Source organism: Croceicoccus mobilis (assembly GCF_001661965.1).
GTDB classification, from domain to species: Bacteria; Pseudomonadota; Alphaproteobacteria; order Sphingomonadales; family Sphingomonadaceae; genus Croceicoccus; species Croceicoccus mobilis.
Map to the genome: position 1 here is coordinate 17,434 of NZ_LYWZ01000028.1, position 13,372 is coordinate 30,805.

Genomic DNA, 13,372 nt, shown 5'->3' on the forward strand with positions numbered 1-13,372 from the left:
TTCAGTTGTCCTCCATGGCCTGAAGTACCTTGTCGGGCGTCATCGGGAATTCGAAGATGCGCGCCCCGCTGGCGTTATAGATGGCATTGGCGATCGCGCCCGCGCCGCCGCACATGCCCAGCTCGCCGATGCCCTTGGCCTGGATCGCGCTGGCAGCGGCGTCCTTCTTTTCCAGCATCAGCACGTCGAGTGCAGGAATATCGCGGTGCACGGGCACGTGATATTCGGCGAGATCGGCATTGGCGATATGGCCGTCATTGGGGTCGAACAGCAGCGCCTCTGTCAGCGCGGTGCCGATGGACCAGACCAGCCCGCCAATGCATTGCGAGCGCGCAGTCTTGGCATTCAGCACCCGGCCAAAGGCGAATGCGCCCAGCATGCGGCTGACCCGAACCTCGCCCGTATGGCGATTGACGCGCACCTCGGCAAAAAACGCGCCAAAGCCGGAGGAGGTGTAATCATCGGCAATCTTGCCCGGCTCGTAATGGCCGAGCGCGGATAGTTCCTTTCCGCCCAGCAGATCGGACACGGGCTGGCCGTTCAGCATGCCATCGGCGATGTCGAGTTCATCGCTGTTCACGCCTGCCTTTTCGGCCAGCGAGCCGCGCAGCTCCTCACAAGCGACCAGCACGGCGGAGCCGATCGAGGCCGCGCCCCAGCTGCCGCCCGAACCGGGACCGCGCGGGAAGTCGGTATCGCCCAGCTGGACCAGCACCTTTTCCGGCGGCAGGCCGAGCATCTCGCCCGCGATCTGCGACAATATGGCATAGGTGCCGGTGCCAATATCGGTCATGTCGGTCTGCACGCTGGCGGTGCCGTCGGGGTTCAGCGTGACGCGGGCCTTCGCCTCGGCCACGTTGTGGACGCGCGCAGCGCTGGCGACGCCGGTGCCGATCCACCAATCGCCATCGCGCTTTAGCCGGGGCTGGCGCGGTCCGCTGTCCCAGCCAAATGCCTCGGCCCCTTCCTTCAGGCATCGGGCGAGGCCATGTTCGGTAAAGGGCAGGCCGGTGTCGGGGTCTTTCTCGGGGATGTTCTTCAGCCGCAATTCGACAGGGTCGATGCCGATTTCTTCGGCCAGCACGTCCATCGCGGCCTCCAGCACAGGCATGCCGACCGCTTCGCCCGGTGCGCGGACGGATGCGGCGGTGGAGCGGTGGATGCGGGCGATCTCCAGCTTCAGCAGGCGATTGTCACCACCATAGAGGAACTGGCTTGATTGCAGCACCGGTTCGGCAAAGCTTTCGCCCGGCAGGTTGGCGACCAGCGCCTCATGCCCAAAGCCGGTCAGCACGCCGCCGCTATCGGCGGCAAGGCGCACGCGCTGGCGGCTTTCGCTGCGGTGGCCGATGGCCTGCATGACCTGCTGCCGGCTCATCACCACACGCACGGGGCGCGACAGCTGCATCGCGGCAATGGCCGCTGCCGCAGTCTCTTCGGCAACGCCCAGCTTCGACCCGAAGCCGCCGCCGACATAGCGGGAGATGAGGCGGACGTTCTCCTCATCCAAACCGGTGATATCGGCGAGTTCGGCGATATTGTAATTGGGCATCTGCTGCGCGGCATGCACTGTCAGCTTGGTGCCGTCCCATTGGGCAATGGCGGCGTGCGGTTCGATGGCGGCGCTGACATGGCCGTGTGTACGATAACGCAGGTCCACCGTGTGCGGCGCGGTCTTCATCGCATGGGCAAGATCGCCCTTGCTCATCGAACTGCCGTCGTCGGTTTCGCGTGGCGCGCTTTCCGGGTCGAGCGGAACCGAGCCGATCTCGTCCGCTTCATAGTCGAAGGGAAGGTTCTTTGCCGCATGGCGTGCCTGTTCGAAGGTTTCCGCCACGATCAGCGCGATAGGCTGGCCGAAATAATCGACCTCACCGGGGCCCTGTTCGGGCGCGGCGGCGGCAGTTCCCTGCGCAGGCCGGGTGGTCATGCGCGGATCGTCGATCACCGCGATCACGCCATCCATGGCCAGCGCCGCTTTCTTGTCGATCGCGGTGATGCGTCCGCGCGCAAAGGGCGCGGTTACCAGCACGCCTTCAAGGCACCCATCAATCTGGTACTCGGCGGAATAGGGCGCGGTGCCCGTCACCTTGGCAAGGCCTTCGGGGCGCGACAGCGCCTTGCCGATCACGCCCTGTTTGCCGGTGTCCAGCAGGTTGCGCGTATCGGGTTCGTCCTGTTTGAAATATGCGTTCACGGCTTTACCCCGGTTGCCTCGGCCAGCACCGCTTTCAGCGTGCGCCGCGCGAGGGGAATCTTGAAATCGTTCTCGCCGTAACCCTGTGCTTCTTCGAGCAGCAGGTCGGCGGCCTTGTCGAACAATGCCTCTGACGGGGACTGCCCGACCAGCAGGTCGGCAATGCGCGGATCGTGCCACGGCTTATGCGCCAGTCCGCCAAACGCCAGATCGGCGCGGGTGATGGAATCGCCATCCATGTCGATGACCGCTGCCACGGAAACGAGCGCGAAGGCGTATGAGGACCGCTCGCGAACCTTGCGATAGACCTGCCTGCCCGCAACGGGGGCGGGGAGGGTGACGGCGGTGATGATCTCGCCATCTTCCAGCACATTGTCCTTCCACGGCTGGTCGCCCGGCAGGCGGTGGAAATCGCGCACGGGCACGGTGCGGGTGCTGTCTTTAGGCCCGGCGATTTCGACCTGCGCGTCCAGCGCGGCCAGCACGACCGCCATGTCGCCGGGATAGGTGGCGATGCAGTGGTCGCTGGTGCCCAGCACCGCGTGCAGGCGGGCGACGCCCTTGATCGCGCCGCAGCCCGATCCGGGCTCGCGCTTGTTACAAGGCTGGTCGATATTGGTGAAATAATAGCAGCGCGTGCGCTGGCACAGATTGCCGCCGGTCGTCGCTTTGTTGCGCAATTGCTGGGTCGCGCCCGCAAGGATCGCGCGGGCCAGCACCGGCCAGTTTTCGCGTACCCGCATGTCGACAGCGGTCGCCGTATTGCTGACGAGCGCGCCGATCGAAAGCCCGCCATCGGCGGTTTCCTCGATCCCGCCCAGCGGCAGCGGATTGATGTTGACCACGGTCGACGGGGTCTCGACCTCCAGCTTCAACAGATCGACGAAATTGGTGCCGCCCGCGATAGGGGCAGTGTGCTTGTCGGCGCACAGCTGCCCTGCATGGGCCAGGCCGTCGGCACGTTGCAGATCGAACGGCTTCATGACTGCGCCTCCTTTTCGGCGGTGACCGTGTCCATGATCGCATCGATGATATTGGCATAGGCGCCGCAGCGGCACAGATTGCCGCTCATGCGTTCGCGCACTTCTTCGGGCGTAATGGCGATATCGCCGGTCAGGCTGTCCGAAGCATCGCTGGGCCAGCCATTGGCGAATTCATCGGCCATGGCGGTCGCCGAACAGATCTGCCCGGGCGTGCAATATCCGCACTGGAACCCGTCATGTTCGACAAAGGAAAGCTGCAGAGCGGACGGATCGGTGGGCGTGCCGATCCCCTCGATCGTGGTGACATGGTCGCCATCGTGCAGCGCGGCGAGCGAGAGGCAGCTGTTGATGCGCATGCCGTTGACGATGACGGTGCAGGCACCGCACTGGCCGTGATCGCAGCCTTTCTTGGTGCCGGTCAGCCCGATATGGGTCCCCAGGAAATCGAGCAGGCTGACGCGGGGGTCGTCGGGCAGCTCGTGGCTTTGGTCATTGATGGTGATGGGCAAGATAGTCTCCTTGCCCCTCCAATGACCGAGGCGCGCTTCGTTTCCCGATCAATAATTTAAATGGTTAATGCGGGGCGATTTGCGCCCGCGCGCCGGAACATGTTCCCGATCCGCTCGTCTCGTGGGTGGAGGGATTGCGATCGAGGAAAAGCGAATGGCGGATCAAGAAAACCGGGGCCCTGATGCCGAGGCCCCGACCCTGCCCGAACCGCGCGAATATGAACACGCGGCAGGCGGCTGGGGTTCCGTGCAGGGCATTTCCCGGATCGAGCTGGCGGAGATGGCAGGCCCCGGCGCGCTGGACACGCTGAAGGAGCAGAACAAGCCGGGCGGCTATATGTGCTCCTCTTGTGCCTGGACCAAGCCGCCTAATCCCCACCCCTTCGAATTCTGCGAAAACGGGGCGAAGGCGACGTTGTGGGACCTGACCACCCGCCGCTGCGGCCCGGAATTCTTTGCGCGCCACACCGTGTCGGAGCTTGCCGCGCGCAGCGATTACGAATTGGAGCAGGTGGGCCGGCTGACCCATCCGATGCGTTACGACGCGGCCACCGACAAATATGTCGAGACCGGCTGGGACGAGGCGTTCGCCGCCATCGGCGCCAAACTAAACGAACTCGATCCCAAGTCGGTGACATTCTACGCCAGCGGCAAGGCGGGGCTGGAGGCCAGCTATCTTTATGCCCTGTTCGCCCGCATCTATGGGCACAATAACCTGCCCGACAGTTCGAACATGTGTCACGAAACGACTTCGGTCGGGCTGAAGAAGGTTGTCGGATCGCCGGTCGGCACCTGCCAGCTGGAGGATCTGGAGCACTGCGATGCGATCTTCTACCTTGGCCAGAACCCCGGCACCAATTCCCCGCGCATCCTGCATCCGCTGAAGGACGCGGTGAAGCGCGGGTGCAAGATCGTGGTGTTCAATCCGCTGCGCGAAAAGGGGCTGGTCGAATTTACCGATCCGCAAAACCCGATCCAGATGACGGTCGGCAAACCCACGAAGATGAACCATATGTATCTGCAGGTCCGTTCGGGCGGCGATATCGCGGCGCTGATGGGCGTGATGAAACGCGTGATCGAGCGTGACGAAATGGCGCAGGCCGCAGGCGAAAAGCGCGTTCTCGACACGGCCTTTATCGAACAGCACACCAACGGGCTTCCCGCCTTCCTCGACACGCTGAAGGGCACTAGCTGGTCGTCGATCGAGAAGAACTCGGGCATCGCGCGCACCGATCTGGAAGCGGCGGGCGATGTCTATGCCGATGCGAAGAACGTGATCGGCATCTATGGCATGGGGCTGACGCAGCATGTGCATGGATCGCAGGCGATCGGCATGCTGGTGAACCTGCTGCTATTGGGCGGAAACATGGGGAGGAAGGGCGCTGGCTGTTCCCCCATTCGCGGCCATTCCAACGTGCAGGGGCAGCGCACCGTCGGCATCACCGAGAAAACGGCGCTGGCTCCGGTCGACAAATATCGCGAATTGTTCGGCGTGGAAACGCCAGAGGAAGACGGCAACACCACGGTCGACTTCCTCGAGGGCGTGATCGATGGCAGCGCAAAGGGCTTTGTCGGGCTGGGCGGCAATCTGGCCAAGGCGGTGCCCGATCATGCGCGCATCCATCCCTGCTGGCGCGATCTCGAACTCACGGTTCATATCGCGACCCGCCTCAACAAGACGCATTGCATGCCGGGCAAGGAAAGCTGGATTTTGCCCTGCCTCGTCCGGGCGGAGAAGGACATGCAGGAAAGCGGCAACCAGCAGGTCAGCATCGAGGACAGCTTCAGCCATATTTACGGCTCCATCGGCAAGCGCGAGCCGGCCAGCGAGCATCTCCTTAGCGAGACCGCAATCGTCTGCCGCATGGCGAAGGCGACTGTGCCCGCGAACCCGCGCGTCAAATGGGACGAATGGCAGGGCGATTACGCGAAGATCCGCAACCTCATCGCGCAGAGCTTTCCGCAGGAATTCCACGACATGAATGTGCGCATGGATCAGCCCGGCGGTTTCTATCGCGGCAATCCGGCGCATGAACGCATCTGGAAAACCGACAGCGGCAGGGCCGAATTCACCGATCCCAGCGTGCTCAATTCATGCGGCATCGGCGATGCGGACGGGCGCTTCCATCTTGTCACCCTGCGTTCGAACGATCAGTTCAACACCACCATCTATGGCCATTCGGACCGTCTGCGCGGGCTGAAGGGCAGCCGCATGATCGTGATGATGAGCCCGCAGGACATCGTGAACCATGGCCTGCGCGAAGGGCAAGTCATCAGCCTTGCCACCGATACCGATGGCAGGGACGATTTCCACCGCTCTGTCGCCGGGCTGGAGGTTGTTCCCTATGACCTTCCGCGCGGCACGCTGGCGGGCTATTTTCCCGAACTGAATGCGCTGGTGCCGCTGTGGTATCACGACCGGCTCTCGAAGACCCCGGCAAGCAAGGGTATCCCGGTGCGGGTACTGGCCTGAGATCGACGCGTGAGACAATCCGGGCGGCGGCTCATTCAAGGGTTCCACGCGCAGGCACGCGTATCCACTTACGCGTGCATGGCATCGGCCCGCGATCTGGTCGCAATCGCGGCATATAGCGCAAAGGGATCGTGGACTGGGCGGCCCAGGGCCTGCTCGAATGCGTCCTGCGAAGCGCTTTCGGCATAGGCGCCGCGCACCTCTTCGCCAAGGTTGGAGCGGAAGATGCCGGCTGCGCTAACGGGCAGAAAATCCTCATAGGCGATGGGCTCGGTCGTGACGGTGCCATCATCATTGGTGACATGGCGCGCATAGGCCAGGCCCTCATCGACCATCTCTGCGAAATTGTCGGGAAAATCGGCGAAGGCCATTTCCAGCGACATGCCGTCATCACGCGAGCGGGTGAGGCATTCGTCGTAAAGCGCGCGGCCCTTGGGCGTCAGCGCCGCGCCGCGCTGCTCGATCTCGCCAAAACGGGCGGTATGCTGCGCGCTGGCGCTATCGGCATCTGCCGGGATGAAGCTTTCCGACAGGGCGTGGAAACTGGTCTGGCGCAGCAAGATCGGCACCTTGCGCCGGGGCGGGCCTTCGATGCTGTCCTTGGCCGCGATGCCACGCGCCAGCATTTCCGCCTGCGCCGCATCAATGTCGAGCGTGCGCGGGGTGAGATGATTGATATGCGGCCCCTTGAAAGAAACGATATCCGCGACCAGCCGGTGCGAGGCGAGCAGCCGTTCATAGGTCGGCGTGTCGACGATGGCATGCGAATGCCAGCGGAATATCTCCAATGCGGCAGCGACGAAACGCTGCGCGTCGGAATCGTTCAGGCCGCCTTCGGCCTCTGCCTTCTCGACCAGCGCCATGCATTCGTCGGACACGATCCGGCGTGAGGCGAGGATGTCCAGCGCCTGCGCGCTCAAATCTTCGTCCGCGATCAGTTCGGGCCGCAGCAAAGAGGTGAAGACACGGAACGGGTTGCGCGCCAAAGCCTCTTCGCCGATCGGGCGGAAGGCGGTGGAGTGCACCGGGATGCCCGCGGCGGCCAGGTCGTAATAGCCGACAGGCTCCATCCCCATGACCGCGAACACCCGCGCGAGCGCCCGCAATTCCGCCGGGGTGCCGACCCGGATCGCGCCATGGCGCTCGGCATCGATACGGGCCAGTTCGCCACGGCGCGACATGCTTTCCGCCTGCGCGACGTCAGCTTCCAGCGTGCGCGCATTGACCGTCGCGACAATGTCGAGAAGCTGCGCATAAAGCGGGACTTCGGCACGGTACATCGCTGACATGGCGGCCGAAAACAGGCTGCGGATGTCATCGCGAGGGATGAAATTGGACATAGGGCTCCCGGCTCTTGAACGGTTCAGCGTGCGGCGTCAGCGCCGACTCATTGTCATGCTGACCTGCCCCTGCCGGGCGCGATGTTCAAGGGGGCGGGGCGATCAGCCCCGCTTCTTGGGCTTCCCCTTGAATGCGGGCTTGCCTGACGCCGGCTTGCCGGCACCCTTGCCCTTGAACGGCTTTTTCGGTCCGTTGCGCGGCCTTTTGGGTGCGTCGCGCGGCGGACCATCGCCGTGCGGTGCGTCGTCGAACTTCTTCGCGCCGAATTTCTTCGGGCCGCGGGCGGGGCGATCGTCGCCCTGACCGCGATGCTTGAAGGGAGCCTTGCGCGGGCCGTCGTCATGGCCGCGCCTGCCGCCACGATTTTCGCGTGCCGCTTCGCGCGGGCCGTCCGACGGCTCGATCAGCAGTGCGTCGCGGTCACCCTCGTCTCCGGCGGTGCGGTGGAGCGTTGCCGCGAACTTGTCGGCGATGGCGGTCGGAACCTGGAAATGGGTTTCGTTGGGGCCGATGCGGATCGCCCCGATCTCGGCGCGGGTGATATGGCCACGGCGGCACAGCAGCGGCAGGATCCAGCGCGGATCGGCGTTCTGGCGGCGGCCGACCTCGATGCGGAACCAGCGAACGTCCTCAAAACCGGGGCGGTGGCGGTCCGCTTGCGCCGCACGGCGCGCTTCGGGGGTGTTTTCGGTCAGCTCTTCGGGCTGCGGCATGCGGGCGCGGTGGGCGCGCACCAGCATGGCGGCGATTTCTTCCGCCGGGCGTTCCTCCAGCAGGCGCTGGCCCAGTTCGCGGTCGTCCTCCTCGATCTCGACCGGCTCGCGCAGCACTTCCAAAAGGCGTTCCCGGTCCTGCGCGCGAATGGCCTCGCGGCTGGGGGCCTCGATCCATTCGGCCTCGATCCTGGCGCCGCGCAGCATGGATTCGACGCGGCGGCGGCGCGGATAGGGCACGATAATGACTGCCGTGCCCTTTTTGCCCGCGCGGCCGGTGCGGCCCGACCGGTGCTGAAGCGTTTCGGCATCGCGCGGAATCTCGACATGCACGACAAGGCTGAGGCTAGGGAGGTCGATGCCCCGCGCGGCGACATCGGTGGCGACGCAAACGCGCGCGCGGCGGTCGCGCAGCGCCTGCAGCGCGTGGTTGCGCTCGCTCTGCGAATGTTCGCCCGACAGCGCGACGACGGCAAAGCCGCGTTCCTGCAGCGTGGCATGCAGGCGGCGCACATTGTCGCGCGTGGCGCAGAACAGGATCGCGGTTTCGGCTTCGTGAAAGCGTAGCAGGTTGACCACCGCCGCCTCGATCTCAGCCGGAGCGACCGTCACCGCCTGATAGGCGATGTCGCCATGGCCGCGATCGTCGCCCACGGTCGAGATGCGCAGCGCATCGTTCTGGTAGCGCTTGGCCAGCGCCACGATCGGCTTCGGCATGGTGGCCGAGAACAGCAGCGTGCGGCGGCCATCGGGCGTCGCGTCGAGCAGTTCTTCGAGGTCTTCGCGGAAGCCCATGTCGAGCATCTCGTCCGCCTCGTCCAGCACGGCGACGCGCAAGGAGGTGAGGTCAAGCGCACCGCGTTCGAGATGATCGCGCAGGCGGCCGGGCGTGCCGACCACGATATGCGCGCCGCGCGACAGGTTGCGGCGTTCCTTTGACGGATCCATCCCGCCGACGCAGGTCGCGATGCGCGCGCCGGTTTTCGCGTAAAGCCACATCAGTTCGCGGCTGACCTGCATGGCCAGCTCACGCGTCGGCGCGATGATCAGTGCCAGCGGCGCTTCGGCAAAGGGAAGCTGCTCCGCATCGCCCAGGAGGTTTTCCGCAAAGGCGAGGGAGAAGGCCACGGTCTTGCCCGAACCCGTCTGCGCCGAAACAATCAAATCGCGGCCCGAAGCCTCGGGCGCGAGCACGGCGGACTGCACCGCGGTAAGGGAGGTATAGCCACGTTCGTCGAGCGTCTGGGCAAAGACGGAAGGCAGGTCGGGGAAATTCATGTCACTCTCAAGGGTCCGGGTGAACCGGACTCGATCGGGCCGGAGGGACGGCGCGGCGATCATGCAAGCGGTTCAGCTGTGGGGGTCCGCACAAAGGCATCGCGGACCAAACGGCCCCTGCCTGACTATCGATGCGGGTATCTCGCGCGCCCCTTACAGGCAGAATCGCGCTTTGGCTCTCTTTATTTTTGTTTGCCGTAAGATTCTTTGCCCCGGCCGGGCGGGGGCGTGTCCCCGCTTCCGCTCGCTTTGCCGCAGATCGTGCGCGCCGGCGGAACCGGATGGGCCGCGGTCCTTATCGATAGAAACACTATTGAAAAAGGACGTTACGTGGATCTCAAGATCAAGAACAGGAAAGCCCTTATCACGGGTGCGACGGGCGGAATCGGCCGTCACACATGCGCGATGCTGGATGCGGAAGGCGTATCGCTGTTCCTCAGCGACACCGACGAAGAGGCCCTGGCGGAACTGGCCGGAGAATATGGCGCGCAATATGCCGCGAGCGATCTGTCGAGCAAGGATGGCTGCGAAAGCCTCGTCGAGGCGGCAGGCACCGATTTCGACATCTGGGTCCACGCGACCGGCGTGACCGGCGGCAAGGGCGACCCGCTTGCCATGAGCGAGGAAGAATGGGCCGATGCGATCAACATCGATTTCCTGTCTGCGGTACGGCTGGCGCGGCATATCTGCCCGCCGATGACGGATCGCGGCTGGGGCCGGGTCGTTTTCATCACCTCCGAAAACGTGGCGCAGCCCTATCCGGATGAGACGGTCTATAATTCGGCGAAATCGGCTCTGCTGTCATTTGCGAAGAGCGTGGCGATGCAGCATTCGGGATCAGGCCTGCTGGTCAATTGCGTGGCGCCCGCGTTCATCGAGACGCCGATGACCGATGGCATGATGGAAAAGCGGTCGAAGGAAAAGGACTGTAGCTTCGACGAGGCGGTCGAAAGCTTCCTCGAAGAGCAGCGTCCCTATCTTGTCATGAAACGCCGCGGCAAGCCCGAGGAAGTGGCTGCCGTCATCACCATGCTGTGCAGCGAACTCGCCAGTTTCGTCACCGGCGCGAACTGGCGCGTCGATGGCGGCGCGGTCGGCAGCATCAATGTGTGACGCGAATATGATGGATGATGCCGACTGGCAGGCGCTGCTCGCCCATATTCGCGCGCATCCGGTGGAGGGCAATCCTGCCGAAATGCGCCGCGCCTTTGCCCGGCTGGCCCCGCCGCCGGTCGCGGGCAAGGCGCTGGAGCCGGGCGGCGTGCCCTGCCTGTCGTTTGGTGCGGGCGGGCCGCCGCTGGTCTGGGTGCATGGGGGCGGGCTGGTATTCGGCTCGCCCGAAACCCACTCCGCCATGGCAAGCTATCTGGCGGGGCAGCTTGGTCGCGCCGTGATCGTGCCGCGCTATGCGCTTGCGCCCGAACATCGCGCCCCGGCGCAGCGTGACGATGTGCTGGCCGTGGTCGATGCGCTGGATGGCCCTGTCGATCTGGGCGGCGACAGCGCGGGCGGGCAGCTTGCGATATTGGCCGCACTGCACCGGCCTGATGCTGTGCGCGCGCTTGCGCTCATCAGTCCCAATACCGACCGCAGCGGGCAGAGCGTGACGCGCATTCCCAATTCGCCATCCGATGCGATGAACGACCACGCATCGGACCTTCGGCTGGCGAAGATGGCGTTTGGCGAAAACCTTGCCGCCGATCCCGATGCCTCGCCGCTGGTCCACGAACTTTCGGCGCTGCCGCCCGTATGGATCAGCGCGGCTACGTCAGAAGTGCTGCTGGATGATACGCTGCTATTCATCCGGGCATTGGGGCAAGAAGGCGTTCCCGTCGCCGCACGGATCGAACGGGGCCTGTGCCACATGTGGCCCCTGTGGCCCGACCGGCTGGCGCAGGCGCGCGCCACGCTGGAAGCGATCGCGCATTTCCTGAACGCAGCGCCCGTGCAGGGCGGGGACACAAGCATGGAGAAGATCGTTTCCCTCTCATGCTGAACAATGAATCCGCCGCGCCGCCACCCATAGAGACCGACGATGTCGACCTGCAGACAGGAGAGGCGGTAAAGCGGACAGAGGGCTGCCTCCCAATCGAACAATATGGCGTGCTGGGCGAGGGGCGTTCGATCGCATTGACCGGCAGCGACGGATCGATCGACTGGTGGTGCGTGCCGAACATGGATTCCCCGCCCCTGTTCGATCGTTTGCTCGACCCTGAAAATGGCGGGTGCTTTGTGATAGAGCCGGTGGGCGAGTTTACCGTCAACAGGCGTTATCGCCCGTCCAGCAATGTGCTGGATACGATTTTCACGACCGCTAGCGGACGTGCCCGGCTGACCGAATCGCTGAACAGTGGAACGGCGGGCAGGCTTCCCTGGGACGAGCTGGCCCGCCGTATCGAGGGGCTGGAGGGCGAGGTCGAGTTCAACCTTCTCATGCGGCCGGGAAGGCGCGGCGACACGGTCAATCCTTACCGCTCCACCATCGGTCCCCATACCGTATTCCATGTGGGGCGGGTGCTGGGGCTGCTCCTGCACGACGACGGCATCGTGTGCGAATGGTCGGATACCGAAATAAGGGGGCGCTTTTCCGTCACCAAGGGTGATCGCCGCGTGGCCGCCATCATCGCCGGACAAGACGAGCCGCTGGTCGTCCCCTCCATCGAACAGATCGACGAGCGCATCGACATATCGGACCGCGAATGGCGGCGCTGGACCGACGGGGTTTCCTATGATGGCGCGGACCGAGACCGCTTTCTGCGCAGCGCGCTGGCGCTAAAGCTGCTGCTCTATTCTCCTTCCGGCGCGATCGCGGCGGCGGGCACGACTTCGCTGCCAGAGGGGATCGGGGGCGAGAAGAACTACGACTATCGCTACGCCTGGGTTCGTGATGCGGGCTATACGATCAAGGCCTATCTCGCCGCCGATGCGGAGGCCGAGGCAAAGGCTGCTTTCACCTGGCTGCTAAACCAGCTGCGCAGCGAAGGCGCGCGGGTCTGCTATGCGCTGGATGGCGGGCCGGTGCCGGACGAAAGCCACATGAATGTCGCAGGCTATCGCGGTTCGCAGCCGGTGCGCATCGGCAATCGCGCAGGGGCGCAGCGGCAGCATGGCGTTTACGGCGACATCTTCGAGACCGCATCCTGTTTCGTCGCGGCGGGCAATATCATCGACAGCGCGAGCGCGGAAACATTGTCCCACCTTGCCGACCAGTGTGCCGATGCGTGGCGCCTGCCCGACGCTGGCATCTGGGAACTGCCCGAAGAACAGCATTTCACCATGAGCAAGATCAGTTGCTGGCAGGCGCTGCAACGCGCGGTCGAGCTGGCGGATCAGGGGCAGCTTCCCACCACCTGCCGCGACCGCTGGGCGCGCGAGCGGCAGCGGATCTTCGACTGGATCGAGGAGAACTGCTGGAGCGAGGAGCGGCAGGCGTTCGTGATGTATCCCGGCAGCGACATGCTCGATGCCTCGCTGGCGCTGGCCGTCAGGTTCGGGTTCGACGGTCGCGAACGCCTGGAAAAGACCATGGCCGCGATCAATGCCGAGCTGGGACGCGGCGCCTTGCACTATCGCTATTCCGGCATGGACAAGGTCGAAGGGTGCTTCCTCGCCTGCTCGTTCTGGATGGTCGAGGCGCTTGCCGCATTGGGCCACCGGGGCGACGCGAGGCGCCGTATGCTGGCGCTGAATGCGCATATAGACCGCGGCGTGGGCGTGCTGTCCGAAATGATCGACCCCGACACGGGCGCTTATCTCGGAAATCTACCGCAAGGTCTCAGCCACCTGGCACATATCATGGCCCTGTCCGTTCTTGATGGTGAAGGCTCTGAGAGCTGATTTTGCGAGCCAAACCCTTGGCTCTGAACATTATTACCGGA

9 protein-coding genes are annotated in these 13,372 nt (G+C 64.5%); 4 read left to right on the plus strand and 5 right to left on the minus strand.

Translation table 11 applies throughout. The features are described 5' to 3' along the window. Position 1 precedes the first annotated feature (1 nt). Genes A9D13_RS17900 through A9D13_RS17910 form a run of 3 tightly spaced genes read right to left on the minus strand, consistent with a single transcriptional unit; the run spans position 2 to position 3,689 of the window. Entirely contained in the window at positions 2–2,197 is a 2,196-nt protein-coding gene (locus A9D13_RS17900) for a xanthine dehydrogenase family protein molybdopterin-binding subunit (protein ID WP_066776889.1), read from the minus strand. After that, positions 2,194–3,180, minus strand: a complete 987-nt coding sequence (locus tag A9D13_RS17905) for an FAD binding domain-containing protein (protein ID WP_066776892.1) — start codon at positions 3,178–3,180, stop codon at positions 2,194–2,196. Before A9D13_RS17905 ends, A9D13_RS17900 begins: the two co-directional genes overlap by 4 nt. After that, on the minus strand, positions 3,177–3,689 hold the full coding sequence (locus A9D13_RS17910; protein WP_066776895.1) for a 2Fe-2S iron-sulfur cluster-binding protein: 513 nt from the start codon (positions 3,687–3,689) through the stop codon (positions 3,177–3,179). The genes A9D13_RS17905 and A9D13_RS17910 overlap by 4 nt, the downstream gene beginning before the upstream one ends. Positions 3,690–3,843: 154 nt before the next feature. Between A9D13_RS17910 and A9D13_RS17915 the strand changes: the two genes are divergently transcribed. Beyond that, the gene (locus A9D13_RS17915) at positions 3,844–6,162 is read left to right on the plus strand and encodes an FdhF/YdeP family oxidoreductase (RefSeq protein ID WP_082922547.1); all 2,319 of its coding nucleotides are present in this window, start codon (positions 3,844–3,846) and stop codon (positions 6,160–6,162) included. 68 nt (positions 6,163–6,230) lie between these two features. On the opposite strand, the gene A9D13_RS17920 is transcribed toward A9D13_RS17915, so the two are convergent. Together A9D13_RS17920 and A9D13_RS17925 are read right to left on the minus strand one after the other, a co-directional pair. Continuing rightward, positions 6,231–7,502, minus strand: a complete 1,272-nt coding sequence (locus tag A9D13_RS17920; protein WP_066776898.1) for a VOC family protein — start codon at positions 7,500–7,502, stop codon at positions 6,231–6,233. Positions 7,503–7,604: 102 nt separating this feature from the next. Next, a complete protein-coding gene (locus A9D13_RS17925) occupies positions 7,605–9,494 on the minus strand; it encodes a DEAD/DEAH box helicase (protein WP_066776901.1) in 1,890 nt (629 codons plus the stop codon). A 330-nt stretch (positions 9,495–9,824) separates the two neighbouring features. Here A9D13_RS17925 and A9D13_RS17930 point away from each other — a divergent pair, with 330 nt between their 5' ends. From A9D13_RS17930 to A9D13_RS17940, 3 genes are read left to right on the plus strand one after another with little or no spacing between them, the layout of a single operon-like run. Then, positions 9,825–10,607, plus strand: coding sequence for an SDR family NAD(P)-dependent oxidoreductase (locus A9D13_RS17930; RefSeq protein WP_066777547.1), 783 nt, complete (start codon positions 9,825–9,827; stop codon positions 10,605–10,607). Further along, on the plus strand, positions 10,600–11,490 hold the full coding sequence (locus A9D13_RS17935; protein ID WP_172808222.1) for an alpha/beta hydrolase: 891 nt from the start codon (positions 10,600–10,602) through the stop codon (positions 11,488–11,490). The genes A9D13_RS17930 and A9D13_RS17935 overlap by 8 nt, the downstream gene beginning before the upstream one ends. After that, complete coding sequence (locus tag A9D13_RS17940; protein WP_082922549.1) at positions 11,484–13,331, plus strand: glycoside hydrolase family 15 protein; 1,848 nt, start codon at positions 11,484–11,486, stop codon at positions 13,329–13,331. The genes A9D13_RS17935 and A9D13_RS17940 overlap by 7 nt, the downstream gene beginning before the upstream one ends. Positions 13,332–13,372: the final 41 nt, after the last annotated feature.

What these genes read in the sequence shown, in the direction of transcription:
- A9D13_RS17940 (WP_082922549.1), top strand. Translation starts at nt 11,484, where the DNA reads ATGCTGAACAATGAATCCGCCGCGCCGCCACCCATAGAGACCGACGAT.
- A9D13_RS17915 (WP_082922547.1), top strand. Translation starts at nt 3,844, where the DNA reads ATGGCGGATCAAGAAAACCGGGGCCCTGATGCCGAGGCCCCGACCCTG.
- A9D13_RS17925 (WP_066776901.1), bottom strand. Translation starts at nt 9,494, where the DNA reads ATGAATTTCCCCGACCTGCCTTCCGTCTTTGCCCAGACGCTCGACGAA.
- A9D13_RS17920 (WP_066776898.1), bottom strand. Translation starts at nt 7,502, where the DNA reads ATGTCCAATTTCATCCCTCGCGATGACATCCGCAGCCTGTTTTCGGCC.
- A9D13_RS17935 (WP_172808222.1), top strand. Translation starts at nt 10,600, where the DNA reads ATGTGTGACGCGAATATGATGGATGATGCCGACTGGCAGGCGCTGCTC.
- A9D13_RS17905 (WP_066776892.1), bottom strand. Translation starts at nt 3,180, where the DNA reads ATGAAGCCGTTCGATCTGCAACGTGCCGACGGCCTGGCCCATGCAGGG.